Genomic DNA, 17,070 nt, shown 5'->3' with positions numbered 1-17,070 from the left:
TTTTTATTAAGGGAGATTCAACCCATCATCTGATGTTTCTATTTCTGTCCTTCTTGTCTGACCTCCTGACACTTTAGCTGTCGCCTTGTTATCATCCCAAAAAAGGATATCGACTCCTCCTGATTTGAAGATCCCTTCCCCAAGCCTGATGTTGGATGGTGTGGCAAGTCGTGCAACAAGGTCCGTTCCAAGTGAATCCTTAAGCTTCAAGGCTATCTCCTCCATTTCAACGCATGGTCTGACATTATGATAGCATTTCGGTGTCCTAATTGCTTCAAAAGGGATTTTTGACGAAATTTAATTATTGCAGTACCCGGTAAGCCGCAACGGATAACCGGTATCCGGGATTTTGCGCCTTATAGTGTAATTCGATGTATGGTGTCGAAGGGTGTGCTTTAAAAAATACTCATTTATGAGATGGTAAACAAACATAGCTATTGTATTTTAAGACTAATTATATTAATATCGAAAAAACTCGAATGACAATAGTATGTATAAAGTAAGCATTGTTATAAATGCAGTAATTTATGTTAGAATCGAATCACATTTAATCGTTTGATATAAAAATATTGTTGAGGTGAGTTCGATGCTTAAGATGTTTGGAAGGCTTAAAAAGGAAGAGGAAGGTCAGGTGCTTGTTGCTGCAGCGATGATGATGACGCTGTTTCTGTCCATCGGGGCATTCGTGCTGGATTATGGACTCGTAACGCTGCAGAAGGTGCAGCTTCAGAACGCAGCTGATGCGGCGGCGCTTGCGGGAGCACAATCAGTTGACATGATTACTGATACTGCGCTTGACAGTCTCATATATGAGTATGCTGATGCGAACGTCAAGAGTGGAATGTTCAAGTCTGAGCTTACTGTTCAGAAGACTTATGTGAGCAAAGCTACAAAGACGCTGACTGTGAAGGTGAGCCAGAAGGTTGAGACTCTCTTTGGAGGGCTCTTCGCAAAGGATTCGGTCATTTCAGCTGATGCGACAGCGAAGCTGACCAGGGTCTGGAATGGTGAAGCACTTCCTTTCATCAACTATGTCAAGGCGCCGGAGGAGAATACTGTCAATACCCTTTGGGACCATGTGGAAGTTGGCCTTGCTGACAGGATCGAGAAGAAGGAGTGCTCGATAGTCACAGATCCTGCTACTGGAAAGCTGTACTTCAGAGTCAATTATTCTGATGGCATTGACCTTCAGAATGGTGTGGATTCACAGATAAAGACAGACCTTAACACCATACTTGCACAGGGAAGGATCCAGTACATTTTCAGCCTTACGCCTGAGGCGATAGCAGCATCGAAGTATGATTTGGACAACAGGACACATGTTGATTTCAATGACTTGGTCCTCATGAAGGTTGAGATAATAACATATGATGACAATGGAATTGACAGGAACATGACTTTCAAGGTCCTGGCAATATATGACATCGTCAATGGGGTATATCCGGAGACAGACTTCTACACATCAAGGTTCGAGGTCAGGCTTACTGAGTAGGTCAGGCATCTACAATTCTGTCCGATCTTGTGCTATCCTTTAGGTAAGAAATCGGCATGGCCAAGAAGGGGTTACAGTGATGCTTATAAGGGATGTCAAACTATCTGATGCAAGGGAGATAACTGCAATTTACAGGCGATACGTTACAGACAATGCGGTATCCTTCGAACTTGAACCTCCTGATGAAGTGGAGATGGCAAGAAGAATAGCAAAGGTAACCAAAGAGTATCCTTGGATCGTCATGGAAGAGGACGGGGATGTCATCGGATATGCATATGGAGGCAGGTTCAGGGAGCGTAAGGCATACGATCCGACGTCAGAGCTCTCTGTTTATGTTGCTGACGTACATCACAGGAAGGGTGTCGGGAAGGCTCTTGTCGAGGAGCTGATCGAAAGGCTGAAGGCCATGGGGATATACACTCTGATCGCAGGAGTGACACTGCCTAATCCCGGAAGTGTGGCACTTATGGAATCCTTCGGGTTCAAGCATATAGGTACATTTGAGAACGTAGGGCGAAAGTTCGGGAAGTGGTATAGCGTCGCAATGTTCTCGATGAGCATAAGGGATTATGACTGACCAATGCGTTTATGTAGTTGAAACCATTGAAATACTTATGGAAAAGATGGAGGAATCCGGTTCGTGAATGCGAATCGGATTCCTTCTGGTTTTTGGGTATTCGAATCAGCCTGCTGTGAATGCTGATTTTGCGCGAATGTGCTCATATGTGAAAAAAAGTTCATATTTTTTCTTCTGAAATCGTATTGACAACTGGATGATAACGGTATAGTATGAGGTTACGAGCAAGAATAAGCATAAATGAGCATTAATGAGCGGAGGTGTCGAGATGTTTGCTGAAGAGAGACAGGAAAAGATCGCAGCGATGCTTGAAGAGAAGAACAGCCTTAAGGTAACGGAGCTGGCGGAAGCGTTTGACGTTTCTGAGTCAACCATAAGAAGAGACCTTCAGGAGATGGAACAGAAGAATCTGCTGACCAGGACGCATGGCGGAGCGGTTGGGATCAACCAGCGAAACTTCGAACCGACGTACACTGAGAAAGCGACTGAGAACCAGGATGCGAAAGCACATATCGGAGATATTGCAGCTGCGCTTGTCGGAGACGGCGATACAGTGATCCTGGATTCAGGGACAACGACATTGGAGATAGCAAAAAGGATAACTGCAAGGAACATCACCATAGTCACCAATTCGATAGACATCGCAGGACTCATGTCTGAGAGGGATTCTGTTGAGGTGGTGCTTACAGGCGGGACGCTAAGGCATAATACCAGGGCTATGGTGGGACATCTCGCGGAGAGGGCGCTTTCAAACTTCAGGGCGGACATCGCATTCATCGGAGTAAACGGCATAAGCGTCGAGGATGGCGCTACAACACCAAACTTCGTGGAGGCGCAGACCAAGAAGGCCATGGTAAACTCAGCCAACAAGGTCTATGCGGTAACTGACATGTCAAAGTTCGGGAAGGTCAACTTCTCGGTCATCAGCCCGATTAGAGCCTTCAATGCGGTTATCACAGCGGGAAAACCGGATGCAAAGGTACTTGATGATTTTGCTGAAGCTGGAGTATTGATTCTGCACGAATGAAAGGAGATGCGATAAATGGTCATAACGGTCACGCTGAACCCGGCCCTTGACAAGACGCTGATCCTGGAGGATTTCACTCCGGGGATGGTAAACAGGGCATTGTCGGTAAGGCAGGACATCGGTGGGAAGGGAATAAACGTATCTAAGGTCCTTAAAGAGTTCGGAGTGCAGTCAGTCTGCACGGGATTCCTGGGAGGAAACCTCAGGGAACTGTTCCTCCGTGAACTGAAGAACAAAGGTATCGATTCAGATTTTGTACTCATAAGAGGCAACACCAGGACAAACACCAAGGTGGTTGACAGGGTAAGGAATGAGTTTACTGACATCAATGAACCGGGAGCTGTTATAGAAAAGGATGAGCTTGAAGAGTTCCTTGGAAAGTTTGAGGAAATAGTCAAATCCGGAGACACAGTGGTCCTTTCAGGCGGAGCCAGCTCATCGGTGCCAAAGGACATATACAGGACACTGACAGGGATTGCAAAGGCCAGGGGTGCATATGTGCTTGTGGATGCTGAAGGGGAGCTTTTCGAGGAAGCGCTCAAAGCCGGACCAGATGCTGTGAAACCTAATGATTACGAGCTTTCACTCCTTGAAGGAAAGAAGCTTGAGACTGATGATGACATACTGGAGGCCGCAAGACGGCTAATGGACAAGGGAGTCGGAAAGGTGATGGTCTCGCTTGGTGCTGATGGCAGCATGTATGTCACGAAGGACAGCGCATTTCGGGCGAAAGGCCTGAAGGTTGACGTGAAGAGCACGGTAGGAGCAGGAGATTCAATGGTAGCAGCGCTGGTGTATTCGAGGCTGAAAGGCTTTGATGACAAGGAGACCCTTGCGAATGCGCAGGCCTTCGGGGCCGCGACTGTAACCCTTGAAGGGACGCAGGCATGCACACCTTCTGACATCGCCCCGTATCTTTCTCAGGCTTTATCAAAAATAACGGAGGTATGAAAATGAACACAATAGATATGTTTTCAAAGGACAGGGTAAAATTCGGACTGGATTCAACTACAAAGTCAGATGTGATTTCAGAGCTTATAGATATCCTGGTTGCTGACGGCAAGGTAAGGGACAAGGATGAATTCAAGAAGGCAGTCCTTCACAGGGAATCAGAATTCTCAACAGGGATCGGAATGGGAATCGCAATACCACACGGAAAGAGCGACGCGGTGATCGAAGCGTCGATAGTATTCGGCAGAAGCGATGCCGGAATCGACTATGAGAGCATGGATGACCTTCCTGCCCACCTCTTCTTCCTTATCGCGGTACCACAGGAATCAAGCGATCTTCACCTGAGGGCACTCAGTGAGATATCAAGAAAGCTGATGCATGAGGAAGTCAGGGAAAGCCTGATGAAATGCACGGATTTCGAAAGCTTCATCAACGCATTCAAATAACAAAAATAAGATTACGAAAGGATGGACAAAAAGATGAAATTTGTAGCTGTAACATCTTGCCCAACAGGCATAGCCCACACCTACATGGCGGCAGAGGCGCTCCAGATGGCTGCGAAGCAGTTGGGGCATGAGATCAAGGTTGAAACTCAAGGATCTGTAGGAGCGGAGAACGTAATTACCGCGGATGATGTCAAGAACGCAAGCGCTGTAATCCTCGCAGTAGACACCAAGGTTGACAAGGAGAGGTTCAAGGGTCTTCCGATAATCGAGGTATCTGTCAAGGATGCTATAAAGGATGCGAAGGGTCTGCTTGAGAGAGCGGCTGCATCAAAGCCTGTAGTGAACATCCAGGAGCAGGTTGCTGACGCAAAGGCAGCGGAGAAGAAGTCAAGGACCGGAGCATACAAGCACCTCATGACCGGAGTATCATACATGATACCATTCGTTGTAGCAGGCGGACTCCTCATAGCATTCTCATTCGCATTCGGTATCAAGGCATTCGAGCAGGAAGGCTCGATAGCTGCAGCTCTCATGCAGATGGGCGGCGGAAGCGGAGCATTCGGACTCATGGTTCCGATACTTGCAGGTTACATAGCGTTCTCGATAGCTGACAGACCGGGTCTCGTACCAGGTATGGTAGGCGGACTCATAGCAGGAAGCGTTGGAGCAGGATTCCTTGGTGGAATGCTCGCCGGTTTCCTCGCAGGATATGTTGTCCTCTACCTCAGAAAGCTCATAAAGCTTCCTAAGTCCCTTGAAGGACTGATGCCTGTACTCATACTGCCAGTTCTGTCAACTCTGATCGTAGGACTTATCATGATATTTGTTCTTGGCGGACCGGTAAAGGCAATAAACGACACAATGGTTGCATGGCTTAAGGGCCTCAGCGGAGCAAACGCTGGATTGCTTGGAGCGATACTCGGACTCATGATGGCGTTTGACATGGGCGGACCTGTAAACAAGGCGGCTTACACATTCGGAGCAGCGACAATCGCCAGCGGCGAACCTTCAATGATAATGGCGGCTGTAATGGCAGCCGGTATGGTACCTCCTCTTGCCATAGCACTTTCAACAGTACTTGCAAAGAACAAGTACACTGAGGAAGAAAGGGAAGCAGGAAAGGCAGCATGGGCACTTGGAGCTTCGTTCATAACTGAAGGTGCGATACCTTTCGCAGCAGCTGACCCTCTGAGGGTAATACCTTCGATAATGGTAGGATCTGCAATAACCGGAGCGCTTTCCATGATATTCAAGGCTACCCTTGCAGTACCACACGGCGGAATCTTCGTTCTGCCAATACCTAACGCAGTAGGAAACCTTCCGATGTACTTCCTTTCAATTGTAATAGGAACAGTAATCGGCGGAGTGATGCTCGCAACACTCAAGAAGAGAGAGAAGTTCGAAGCTTAATATCACATTGCAGCCCTGAAGGTTAATTCCTTCAGGGCTGTTTCATTAACGAATTAAGCACTTGCGATAAATTTTCTGTAAACATTGGACCACAGGGGTTTCCAGAGGTCCAGAGCGATATGAACAGGTGTAGGCAAGTGATAATATGTAGGTGAAGGGGATAATATTAAGGCGGGAGATGATTAGGATGAGGTTTCGGGTATACCCGGGAACCAGTCCGGGGAGATGGTCTGTCGTATTTGCGTTAGGATTTTTCGCACTGTATTCTGCGAGGAAGCTTGTCATGAAGCCTGAGTTCCACACCGGCGGGGACGGATTTTTCGGCAACATGCCGGCAGCGCTGATAATGATCGCGGCATTCCTTGTCGGGTCGCTTGCATTCTTTGCATTCCTGAAGTCCCTGTTCAAGAAGGAATTCTCACTAATAGCTTTCGTATGCGGTGCATTCGGTCTGCTTCTGATCCTGTTTGCAGCCGGTGAGGTGCTTTATCCGCACTAAGGGAGGTTCATCATGAAGAATCTGTTCAAGGAAGTATTAATGGGGCTTCTTCTGTTTATCGTAACCCTGTTAATTGAGTTTGCTGTTTCTGTTGCCCTAGGGCAGGGAGATTCTGCAAATATCACCGATGAGGTGCGTGCTGCCCATGTAAGCATGATGTTCCTCGGAGCTGCAGTTCCGATAGGTCTTGCTGCATTTGCCGCAGCGGCTCTCCTGAAGCCTGAAACCAAAGGAAGGGCACTACGCATGAGTATCATCTGGACAGCAATTTTCATCGGACTCAATGTACTTACCGGACTGGGTAACGATACTATGGGTATAATCTTTCTAGGGATCGGCATATATGCTTCGATTGTCCTGATGTTCCTGGGACCAATTGTGTATGCAAGGTTCAGGAAACTGCCTTGATATGGAGAATCATTGCTTAATAGTCAGATGATTGAAAGTTAACGCCAATTATCAGGCGGTATACACTAATCATACTTCCCTTCATCAATTTCAAATACAATTGAGTTTTATGCCTGAATATTTATATGGATAAACGCGGTCATATGACCGCGTTTTTTTGACTTTGAATTTTCTTAAGGATATAATTTATTTACACACAAGGAGGTAACGTGTTTTGTGTAATGGGGCTAGCAGACTCGAAATATAAGCTTTTTTGGAGAAGTCAAAAATATTGGTTTCAGCTGGCAGGTTTGAATTCATACCGAGAAGAAAGAACATGCAGGTACTTGCTAAGATTGGATTGACAATTATAGACGCAAAGGAAGAAATATTGGAACTTTAAACAACTGACTACTACAAGGGTCCGAAGAAGGATTTTGATCAGCCAGGTGATATTTGGGAATTCAAGACAATTATTAGAGGAACTAGATTCTATATTAAGATCAAGGTGGCTTTAGTCAATGAGTCTGAAATATTGAGATGCATAGGATTCCATGATGATGAGTTCTGAAATCACAATGAGAGGTGGATATAATGGAAAAATATTGTGATTCCTGCCAAAAGATGGTTGTCACAAGAATCTTGAATACAAATGAAACATACGAAATATTTGGAGAGAAGATTGATGTTGATGCCAAGGTAAGAACCTGCTTAGAATGCGGTGAACAGCTGTATGATGAAGAACTGGATAATGCCACATTGGTAAATGCTTATAATATATATCGTCAAAGACATAAACTATTGATGGCCGAAGAAATTAGGCAGATCAGGGAACAATATGGATTGAGTCAGAGAGGTTTTTCCAAGCTCTTAAATTGGGGAGACAAGACGATTCATAGGTATGAGAACGGTTCGCTCCAGGACAAAGCTCATAACAGCCTGCTGATATTTCTTCGGGATCCTCAGAATATGAGGGAGTATCTATCCAATAATGAGACTGGGCTTGATGCAGTTCAAAAGGAAAAACTTGAAAAAAAGTTGGATGATTTGGAGCCTGAAATTGAGAGAAATAACAACGATAGATTCATAAGTTCATATTTTTTGAAAAAACCGAGTATTCAGAATGGATATAAGGTCTTTGACTTTGAAAAATTCTATGCTGCTGTCCTTTTTTTTGCTAATACATGTGATGGGCTGTTGAAGGTAAAACTCTTAAAGCTTTTAAATTATTCGGATATGATTTTCTACAAGGAAAATGGAGTATCCATTACAGGTGCGCAATATGTGCATCTGCCTTATGGACCCGTTCCACAGCATTATGATGTGTTATTTGGCATCCTCGAAGCCCTTAAGATAATACATGTTGATATAAAGATTGACAATGGTTATGAGAAGCATCAGATAATTCCAGATTGTAATGACTATGAAAGCATTTTAAGCGCCGATGAAATCAGTGTTTTGCAAAGGGTATATAAGAAATTCGAGAACTTTGGATCTAAAGAGATCTACCAATATGCCCATAAGGAGATTGGGTACATGGAAACGAGACAGGGGGAAATCATCTCATATGAATATGCCAAGAATATTGAACTTTGACCTGGTGCACAATTGAACGTTCGATTATTGTGACAAGGGCATTTCATACAATATTGTCTTCCGTCTCAAGCAGAATTAAACAAGCACATGCGAATATGCTCATTTCATGAGGCTTAACCCGTAATATATGATACACAGTATGTTATGGGTTTATTAGCAATTAATTATAATGTATTTAAAAACGCGGTGCGTTGAGAAAGCGGAATACCTTCAGTGATAGTATGCACGCCTGACTGCAAATTGCTTGTCGAGCTTGTCTGCGTAGATGTAGCATATGCTCTCCAAAAGGACTAGGCTTTCCACTCCCTTGCAATCAAGTCTTATTGGGCTGCCTGGGATGTCCGGAATATGTAGCCTACCGTTTTTTTCTTCCGGCTTTGCAGAGAGACATTCGCCAATCGGCAGTGTCATTGGTTCGTGGTTCTCAAGAAATTCATTTTCATCATACAGGGCACCAAATATGGCAATGTTCCAGATAGTACCTCCGGAGGAGAACCTGAGTCCCTTTTCCGTGCAATAATCCCTGATTTTTATAAGGTCGTCAGTTTTGTTCATGCGGCCGATTATGGGTATCATATGGTCTACGCCCTTTTCCGCATAGATTTCAAACCCGTAGTAGTTGCGCATGGATTAACCGTATCCGATCACCTTAACTGTCTGTTCCTTGACTTTCTTTATGGAATTCACGTCCTGTGAGTGGACTGGTTCCTCGAACCAGGCTTATTGTATTCTCGGATCCTGTCAGCGAAAAGTAGAGCATCGTCAAAGTTCCAGACCTGATTGCCGTCTATGGCTATCTCAATGTCGTTTCCTACAGACTCACTGACCTTCTTCATGCGGAGGACATCCCTGTCCATGGTCGTACCCCAGTAGCTTCCTACCTTGAATTTTATTGTTTTATAACCTTCATTAACATATCGGACCATGTCGGATACGAGGGCATCATCATCGGAAAGGAGTGATACTCCGCCTTTATAACATGCGGCCCAATCCTTCTTGACACCAAGATAGCGGTAGGCATTTCTTGGAAATGCCAGAGTGATTCCTCAAATCGCCTTTGTAATTAACAACATTGAAGCAGTGAAGGAACTGGTCTCGGCGGATTGCGATTCTCCTTTGTCCCTTCATCCTCATCAAAGGCGCAGGACTCGATTTAATATATTCAGCTGGATCCTACTTTTTACCGGTACTATGTTCTGGGATTCTAAGAGGAGAAGCTGCAAAGGAGTCGATAGATGGATCTCGATACTAAAGGGGATTGCTGATGGCAAGAACTTAGGGTAGAATACCGAAAATATTTTTAATCATTCTGACGTTAAACATGAAAGTTCATTCATGTAAAAGTGTTAGGCATCAAGGGTTTTGGGGCTGTTTTGGGGTATCAATTTGTAAAATCGTCATATAAAAAGGATTACAAATGGGTTTTGAGAAACAAATGTATTCATGCTATAATGTAGAGGCGATGGAAAAAATCGCACCTTGGAAACCACGCATAAGTGTAATTTCTCTGGAAACATAGATGTTCGGAAGCTGAAAGCAAAGGCATATGAGGAAATGGACAATTCCTTAAGCCGAGACTTCAGCTAAAAATCCGATCCATCTAATCGTATACAGGGATCTGCAGGGATGCAACGGACAGGGTATGGAGGATAAGCCCGTACTGCTTTTGCATGGAAAATCTATCCCAGGAGGAGGGAATTGATTCGGATGACTTTCATGAGAAACCGGTGGGGGATCTACCATAAAAAAATCAGGAGGTATTATTGATGTTAGAAAACAAAATAGCAATTGTCACAGGTGCTGCCAGCGGTATAGGTCTTGCCATAGCTGAAACTTTCGCAAAGGACGGTGCGAAGGTAGTAATGGCTGACATAAACGAGGCCAAGCTTAATGAAGAGGCTGCAAGGCTCGGCGGAGTAGCTTGCAAGACTGACCTCAGCAAGCAGGCTGACTGCAAGGCGCTTGTAGATTTCACACTTGAGAAGTACGGCAGAGTTGACATCCTTGTCAACGTGGCAGGACTTCAGCACGTATGTCCAATCGATGAGTTCCCGGAAGACAAGTGGAACTTCATGATGAACATCATGCTCAACGCTCCATTCTATCTTACAAAGTACGTTTGGCCTTCAATGAAGGAAAACGGATGGGGCAGGATAATCAACATGAACTCAATACATGGACTGATAGCATCAGAGTTCAAGTCATGCTATGTAACAGCAAAGCACGGACTGAGCGGACTCACCAAGGCCGGCGCAGTTGAAGGCGGAAAGTACGGAATAACCGTTAACTCAATATGCCCTGCATACGTAAGGACTCCTCTTGTTGACGGACAGATCGCGGCTCAGGCCAAGACTCACGGCATAACTGAGGAAGCAGTCGTACAGGACATCATGCTTTCAAAGGCATTTGTTAAGAAGCTCATAGAGCCTTCAACCATAGGGGAAGTTGCGATGTTCCTTTGCTCAGATGCAGGAAAGCACATCACAGGATCACTTATGACAATAGACGGCGGATGGACTGCAAGCTAACAGTCATATAACATAGAAACCATTGCCCTCCGGATTTCCGGGGGGCTTTCTGCACAATCAGACGTGGATAATATCCGATCATTCCAGCTGGGATGGAAGGTATAAAGACCTGAGGTCTGACAGCGGGGCTTCCTCAATAACCAGGGAAATCCATGATATGATAAAGACATTATAATCATGTGGGTTAGGTGGTGTGAAAACTATGCATGACAGGGATCTGGAAAGGCTGCTTTCAACACGCCATGACAACGGTGCGGACTTTTGGGCAACACCGGACGGGAGGCTGGGTATCGAGAAACCTATCAGCACCCTGACTGCAATGCTTGTAATGAGCGAACTCAGAGTGCACAAGTCTCACGAAGCACTTCATGGTGCAGCTGAGTTGGTCTTTGATGCCATTAAGGATGACGGGCGAGTGCGCATATCTCCAAAAGGTTCAATTTACCCGTGCCATAATGCGCTTGCTGCGGCAGCGCTCTGCAGAAACGGATATTGTGGCGATTCCCGTGTAGTGAGGGTACTGGAACACCTTCGTTCAACAAGATATGATGATGGGGGCTGGAGATGCAATAAATCAACATTCGGACACGGGCCGGAAACCAATTTCTCAAATCCTGGAGTCACACTGATGGCATTGGATGCATTCCGGTGTGCAGGAATACATGAAGGTATGGACCTTGACGAGGCGGTTGAAACGCTGCTTGACCATTGGACGGTAAGGGTGCCGACAGGACCCTGCCATTATGGGATGGGGACGCTGTTCATGCAGGTGGAATACCCTTTCCTGAGATATAACCTCTTTTACTATGTATATGTCCTCTCATTCTATTCAAAGGCGAGGGGGGATTGGCGATTCAGGGAAGCCTTGGATGCCCTTGGCAGGAAGCTGGACAATGATGGCAGGCTGATCGTCGAGAGGCCCAGCAAAAAGCTGGAGAAACTTGATATCTGCAGGAAGGGCGAACCGTCCGAGGCAGCCACCGGGAGATATGATGAGATAATCAGGAACATGGAGTCATGAACCGCAAGGTGATGCAGACTGGTCTGTGCTGCTGGTCGGATAGCTGAATGATGTGAGGAGGTACGAGGATGTACAGAATTGAAGAAGTGATAGGACTGCTTGACAGCAGGGGGATAGAATATGAGATTGAGAGGCATGTGCCTGTTTACACCATTGAGGAGATGGATGCCCTTAAGCTTCCCTTTTCTGACCTGGTGGTCAAGAACCTGTTCCTTCGTGACTATAAGGGCAGGGAGCATTTTCTGGTCGTACTCAGGAAGGATAAGAATGCCGACCTGAAGAAGCTTAAGGGAATAATCGGTTCGACACCACTTTCATTCGCTTCCGAGGACAGGCTTTCAAAATACCTCGGTCTTTCAAAGGGTGAGGTTACACCGTTTGGCGTGCTTAATGACGAGTCCCATTCTGTCAGGGTCTACATTGACAAGGATGTTGTTTCGGATGGAAAGCTTGCTATACATCCTAATGATAACAGGGCGACTGTGCTGATCGGAATTTTGGACCTAATCGGCCTTATCGAGGGGTATGGCACTGAGGTCAGGACAATAGACCTTGAAGGTGACTGCAATGGATAAGGGAGGAAGCCTCAGGAGAAAGATAAATGAGATGCCTGACTTTGTGAGGGAACAGCTTGAAAAGCATTCTGTAATGGACAGATACCTTTTGAGGCCTCCATACCAGAGGAACGACTACCTGGGCTGGATCATAAGGGCAGCAAGGCAGGAGACCAAAGAAAAGAGGCTCGCCCAGATGATTTATGAACTTGAGAAGGGCGATGTATACATGGGCATGGAATGGAAAGCCAGAAAATGATCGGATAAGTGAGCCTGCTTGAGCAATGATGGTGCTTTGGCGGGTTTTTTCTTTGAAGCTTCCCAGGATATTATGTAAACATGGGGTGAACGTAAGGTAAACATATGTTGAACATTTTGATGAAAATTCAATTAATGACACAAAATATGTTAAAATATGATTATTGATTCTATTAATTAACGAAATGGAAAAAATAGCTTGAAAAAGGTAGAATGATTGCTCAAATGGCAACATTCTATTTTTATATGCAGGAGGTAGGGAACGTAAATTGGGCAGTGTGGCTTTGGTCTTCACACCCCGCAAATTGAGGAGGATATTATGAAAAGAAAGATTGGAGCGCTGTTGGCTTTTGTGCTCCTGGCAGGATTTTTCCTGCCGGGTTTTGGAAAAGCGGCAGCGGCAAATGAGGTCAGGAAGGGTGAAATCATCTTCGCTGATGCCGGATGGGACAGCAACAGATTCCATAATGCTGTTGCAGGAACCATAGCTGAGAAGGTATACGGGTATACCTGGAGTGAGATGGCTGGCAGTACACCCATACTGCATGAAGGTTTGCTTAAAGGTGAGATAGACGTCCATATGGAAGTGTGGACTGACAATATCGCAACCTACAGGAATGACCTTGCTGAAGGCAGGCTCATGGAGCTTGGAACAAATTTCGATGATGATTACCAGGGCTTCTACGTACCCAGGTATGTAATAGAGGGTGACAAGGAAAGGGGCATAGAGCCCATGGCTCCGGACCTCAGGACAGTGAAGGACCTTTTGAAGTACAAGGACCTCTTCAGTGATCCGGAGAATCCTTCAAAGGGAAGGATCTATGGAGCTATTCCAGGATGGGCCGTGGATACTATAATGCATAACAAGTTCGTAGCCTATGGCTTTGAACAGGACTTCATATACTTCAGGCCGGGCTCGGATGCAGCCCTTTCGGCTGCTCTATCAGGGGCCTATGAGAAAGGTGAGCCTGTTGTTGGATACTACTGGGAGCCTACCTGGCTCATGGGTAAGTACGACTTCGTGCTGCTGGAGGACGAGCCTTTTGATCCGGAAACCTATGAGCAGGGACTTAGTGCGCTTCCGGCGGTAAACGTAACTATAGGTGCCAGCAATGAATTTGGAAAAGACACTGCTAATACAGAGATAGTTGAGTTCCTGTCCAAATACAGGACATCGAGCAAACTTACATCCGAAGCTCTTGCATACATGCAGGACACTGGTGCTGACTACAAGTCCGCAGCCATGTGGTTCATTGACGAGAACAGGGAACTTGTGAAGAACTGGATCGGCGATGAGGGGATGAAGAAGCTTTTCGGTGATAGTGCAAAGGGCCAGATCGTCTTTGCGGATGCGGGATGGGACAGCAACAGATTCCACAATGCAGTTGCAGGTATCATCGCAGAAAAGGTATATGGATATTCCTGGACGGAAATGGCCGGGAGCACACCCATACTGCATGAAGGGCTGCTGAAGGGTGAGATAGATGTCCATATGGAAGTATGGACAGACAATATCGCAACATACAGAAACGACCTTTCTGGAAACAGGCTGATGGAGCTTGGAACAAATTTTGATGATGACTACCAGGGCTTCTATGTGCCCAGGTATGTAATAGAGGGAGACAAGGAAAGAGGGATAGAGCCAATGGCTCCTGACCTTAAGACTGTAAAGGACCTCCTGTCATACAAGGAGCTTTTCAAGGATGCTGAAGATACTTCAAAAGGAAGGATCTATGGGGCGATCCCTGGTTGGGCCATAGACACTATCATGCACAACAAGTTTTTAGCATATGGCTTCGACAAGGATTTCATATACTTCAGGCCGGGCTCGGATGCAGCCCTTTCCGCAGCGCTTTCAGGCGCGTATGAGAAGGGGGAGCCGGTGGTTGGATACTACTGGGAGCCTACGTGGCTCATGGGGAAATACGATTTTGTCCTTCTTGAGGATGAACCGTTCAATCCTGATACGTATGAGAAAGGGCTCACTGCACTGCCTGCAGTAAATGTAACTATTGCAGCCAGCAATGATTTTGGAAAAGACCCGGAAAACAAGGAGCTTATCGGATTCCTTTCGAAGTACAGGACATCAAGCAAGCTGACTTCGGAAGCCCTCGCTTACATGCAGGATACCGGGGCTAACTACAGGACTGCCGCACTTTGGTTCATAGAAGAGAACAAGGAGCTTGTGAGGGAGTGGATAGGAGACGACGGAATCGCGAAACTTGAAGGTGAAGAAAAGGAAGAAGAGAAAAAGAGTTTCTTTGCAGGATTCCCCTTCAGACTACCGCTTGATGTGGATAAGTTCGACAGCTCTGTGAGGCAATTCGCATCTTCAACCGAAGGTTTCTTCGGAGCTATAAGGAACTTCCTCAACTCTGTAATATCGGGGATAGAGTTCGTTCTTGATGCAATTCCATGGTTCATTATGCTTGCACTGGTATTCTTCCTTGGCTGGAGGTCCTCGGGCAGCATTGGGAAGGGAATACTCTATGTACTTCTGCTCTCATTCATAGGTGCAGTAGGGCTGTGGGACATGATGAATGAGACACTGTCCATCGTAATAACCTCAGTGATCGTATCCCTTGCACTAGGATTTCCGATAGGAATCCTGGTATCAACGAGCGAGACGGTAGAGCGGTTTGTAAAGCCTGTGCTTGACACCATGCAGACCATGCCTGTGTTCGTATACCTGATTCCGGCACTGCTGTTCTTCGGTCTGGGGAAAGCACCTGCAGTAATCGCAACGACGATCTACGCCATAGTCCCAATAATAAGGATGACAACACTTGGCATAAACCAGATAGACAGTGAGATACTCGAGGCAGCTAAGGCTTATGGAGCCACATACATGCAGGCCCTCGTCAAGGTCAAGATACCTCAGGCAATGCCCGCTATCATGACCGGAGTGAACCAGACCATAATGATGGCTGTATCAATGGTTGTAACGACATCGATGATAGGTGCCAGCGGCCTTGGAATGGAGGTGCTCACGAGTGTCAACAGGATTGAAATGGGCCGTGGTCTCGTTTCGGGTGCATCTGTTGTAATACTCGCGGTGATACTGGACAGGTTCTCACAGGGACTTGCAAGGAGAAAGGGAGGCGAGAAGCATGAATGATGTACTTATGGAGGTCAAGAATCTCTACAAGCTATATGGAGGAGGCAAGACTGAGGCAATGAAGATGCTTCAGGAAGGCGTCTCGAAGGATGATGTATATAAGAAGACAGGCGTGACAGCAGCACTTGTCGATGTATCAATGGAGATCAGGAAGGGTGAGATATTTGTTATCATCGGACTTTCAGGCTCAGGGAAATCGACACTGGTAAGATGCTTCAACCTGCTTAACAGACCCACTAAGGGTACAGTGAAGTATGACGGGGCTGATATCTCGAAGTTTGAGAAGAATGAGCTCAGGGAGTTTAGGCGAAGCAAGATGTCCATGGTATTCCAGAACTTCGGTCTGCTCTCACACAGGGATGTTCTTGGCAACGTGGAGCTGGGCCTTGAGATGAAGGACGTTCCAAAGGAGATGCGGGACAAGAAGGCCAGGGAGATGATAGCCATGGTAGGTCTGGAGGGGCTTGAAAACCAGCCCATTGACAGCCTTTCGGGCGGTATGAAGCAAAGGGTCGGAATTGCGAGGGCACTTGCCAGCGACACAGAGGTGATCCTGATGGATGAACCTTTCTCGGCACTTGACCCTCTGGTAAAGAAGGACATGCAGTTCGAGCTCATATCCATACAGAGGAAGCTCGGAAAGACCATTGTGTTCATAACCCATGACATAAACGAGGCGTTCAAGCTTGGTGACAGGGTCGCCATCATGAAGGACGGCAAGGTCATTCAGATCGCTACTCCGGAGGAGATGTCCACAAATCCTGCTGACGAATATGTCGCAAGGTTCATTGAAGGTGCTGACAAGACCAAGGTAGTGAGCGTAAGGAACATAATGTATGCGCCTGACACACTGGTGAAGCTTTCTGACAGCCCATCCTATGCGATCAATGAGATGAGGACCAACGGACTATCCAGCGCGTACGTGGTTGACGGTAAATTCATGTTCAAGGGCATCATCGAGATAAGTGATGCAGTCAGGGCGAGGACTGACAAGTTGCATATTTCAGACATACTGAAGTCAGACATTGTCACCGTATCGCCTGATGACATGATTGCGGATATAATCCAGACTGCAGTGGATACGAAATATCCTCTGCCGGTAGTTGATGGTGATGGAAGGCTTAAGGGAATTGTTTCAAGGGCGACAGTACTGTCGACTCTGGTTTAGGATAAAGGGAGGGGACACGAGGGCACTGAAAAAGTACC

The 17,070-nt window shown here is 46.3% G+C and carries 19 protein-coding genes; 16 read left to right on the top strand and 3 right to left on the bottom strand.

The window, feature by feature from the left end; all coding sequences use genetic code 11:
* Window positions 1-6: 6 nt before the first annotated feature.
* Complete coding sequence (locus T472_RS04265) at window positions 7-210, bottom strand: hypothetical protein (RefSeq protein ID WP_023386458.1); 204 nt, start codon at window positions 208-210, stop codon at window positions 7-9.
* A 376-nt stretch (window positions 211-586) separates the two neighbouring features.
* Between T472_RS04265 and T472_RS04260 the strand changes: the two genes are divergently transcribed.
* From T472_RS04260 to T472_RS04220, 10 genes are all read left to right on the top strand, one after another.
* Window positions 587-1,492, top strand: coding sequence for a pilus assembly protein TadG-related protein (locus tag T472_RS04260; RefSeq protein WP_023386457.1), 906 nt, complete (start codon window positions 587-589; stop codon window positions 1,490-1,492).
* Window positions 1,493-1,571: 79 nt separating this feature from the next.
* Window positions 1,572-2,069, top strand: a complete 498-nt coding sequence (locus tag T472_RS04255; protein ID WP_023386456.1) for a GNAT family N-acetyltransferase — start codon at window positions 1,572-1,574, stop codon at window positions 2,067-2,069.
* 268 nt (window positions 2,070-2,337) lie between these two features.
* Window positions 2,338-3,096: a DeoR/GlpR family DNA-binding transcription regulator gene (locus T472_RS04250; protein WP_023386455.1), complete on the top strand. Its 759-nt coding sequence runs from the start codon at window positions 2,338-2,340 to the stop codon at window positions 3,094-3,096.
* Between the two features lie 15 nt (window positions 3,097-3,111).
* Window positions 3,112-4,047 (top strand): 1-phosphofructokinase, encoded by a 936-nt coding sequence (pfkB, locus tag T472_RS04245; protein ID WP_023386454.1) that lies wholly within the window; start codon window positions 3,112-3,114, stop codon window positions 4,045-4,047.
* A 2-nt stretch (window positions 4,048-4,049) separates the two neighbouring features.
* Complete coding sequence (locus tag T472_RS20195) at window positions 4,050-4,493, top strand: PTS sugar transporter subunit IIA (protein ID WP_023386453.1); 444 nt, start codon at window positions 4,050-4,052, stop codon at window positions 4,491-4,493.
* 33 nt (window positions 4,494-4,526) lie between these two features.
* Window positions 4,527-5,903 (top strand): PTS fructose transporter subunit IIC, encoded by a 1,377-nt coding sequence (locus T472_RS04235; RefSeq protein WP_023386452.1) that lies wholly within the window; start codon window positions 4,527-4,529, stop codon window positions 5,901-5,903.
* A gap of 187 nt (window positions 5,904-6,090) precedes the next feature.
* Entirely contained in the window at window positions 6,091-6,402 is a 312-nt protein-coding gene (locus T472_RS04230; RefSeq protein ID WP_023386451.1) for a hypothetical protein, read from the top strand.
* Window positions 6,403-6,414: 12 nt separating this feature from the next.
* Window positions 6,415-6,810: a hypothetical protein gene (locus tag T472_RS04225; RefSeq protein ID WP_023386450.1), complete on the top strand. Its 396-nt coding sequence runs from the start codon at window positions 6,415-6,417 to the stop codon at window positions 6,808-6,810.
* Window positions 6,811-7,063: 253 nt separating this feature from the next.
* The gene (locus tag T472_RS20470) at window positions 7,064-7,192 is read left to right on the top strand and encodes a hypothetical protein (RefSeq protein ID WP_278279626.1); all 129 of its coding nucleotides are present in this window, start codon (window positions 7,064-7,066) and stop codon (window positions 7,190-7,192) included.
* A gap of 191 nt (window positions 7,193-7,383) precedes the next feature.
* Window positions 7,384-8,385, top strand: coding sequence for a type II TA system antitoxin MqsA family protein (locus tag T472_RS04220; RefSeq protein WP_023386448.1), 1,002 nt, complete (start codon window positions 7,384-7,386; stop codon window positions 8,383-8,385).
* 210 nt (window positions 8,386-8,595) lie between these two features.
* Here T472_RS04220 and T472_RS04215 read toward each other — a convergent pair whose 3' ends face one another.
* Window positions 8,596-9,012 carry a hypothetical protein gene (locus T472_RS04215; RefSeq protein WP_023386447.1) on the bottom strand — a complete coding sequence of 139 codons (417 nt, stop codon included), beginning with the start codon at window positions 9,010-9,012 and terminating at the stop codon, window positions 8,596-8,598.
* A gap of 56 nt (window positions 9,013-9,068) precedes the next feature.
* The gene (locus T472_RS19230) at window positions 9,069-9,311 is read right to left on the bottom strand and encodes an enolase C-terminal domain-like protein (RefSeq protein ID WP_082447561.1); all 243 of its coding nucleotides are present in this window, start codon (window positions 9,309-9,311) and stop codon (window positions 9,069-9,071) included.
* Between the two features lie 840 nt (window positions 9,312-10,151).
* On the opposite strand from T472_RS19230, the gene T472_RS04210 reads away from it, so the two are divergent.
* From T472_RS04210 to T472_RS04180, 6 genes are all read left to right on the top strand, one after another.
* Window positions 10,152-10,913 carry a 3-hydroxybutyrate dehydrogenase gene (locus T472_RS04210; RefSeq protein ID WP_023386445.1) on the top strand — a complete coding sequence of 254 codons (762 nt, stop codon included), beginning with the start codon at window positions 10,152-10,154 and terminating at the stop codon, window positions 10,911-10,913.
* 202 nt (window positions 10,914-11,115) lie between these two features.
* The gene (locus tag T472_RS04205) at window positions 11,116-11,934 is read left to right on the top strand and encodes a prenyltransferase (protein ID WP_040906643.1); all 819 of its coding nucleotides are present in this window, start codon (window positions 11,116-11,118) and stop codon (window positions 11,932-11,934) included.
* Between the two features lie 68 nt (window positions 11,935-12,002).
* Window positions 12,003-12,509, top strand: coding sequence for a prolyl-tRNA synthetase associated domain-containing protein (locus tag T472_RS04200; RefSeq protein WP_023386443.1), 507 nt, complete (start codon window positions 12,003-12,005; stop codon window positions 12,507-12,509).
* Complete coding sequence (locus tag T472_RS04195) at window positions 12,502-12,747, top strand: YdeI/OmpD-associated family protein (protein ID WP_023386442.1); 246 nt, start codon at window positions 12,502-12,504, stop codon at window positions 12,745-12,747. Before T472_RS04200 ends, T472_RS04195 begins: the two co-directional genes overlap by 8 nt.
* A 318-nt stretch (window positions 12,748-13,065) precedes the next feature.
* Window positions 13,066-15,864, top strand: coding sequence for a glycine betaine ABC transporter substrate-binding protein (locus T472_RS20005; RefSeq protein WP_082447560.1), 2,799 nt, complete (start codon window positions 13,066-13,068; stop codon window positions 15,862-15,864).
* Window positions 15,857-17,032 (top strand): quaternary amine ABC transporter ATP-binding protein, encoded by a 1,176-nt coding sequence (locus T472_RS04180; RefSeq protein WP_023388087.1) that lies wholly within the window; start codon window positions 15,857-15,859, stop codon window positions 17,030-17,032. Before T472_RS20005 ends, T472_RS04180 begins: the two co-directional genes overlap by 8 nt.
* The last annotated feature ends 38 nt before the right edge of the window (window positions 17,033-17,070 follow it).

The sequence above is a fragment of the Youngiibacter fragilis 232.1 genome (assembly GCF_000495435.3).
Lineage (GTDB): Bacteria > Bacillota > Clostridia > Clostridiales > Clostridiaceae > Youngiibacter > Youngiibacter fragilis.
The sequence above is the reverse complement of the archived record's forward strand: the minus strand, read 5'-3'. Positions and strand labels throughout refer to the sequence as shown.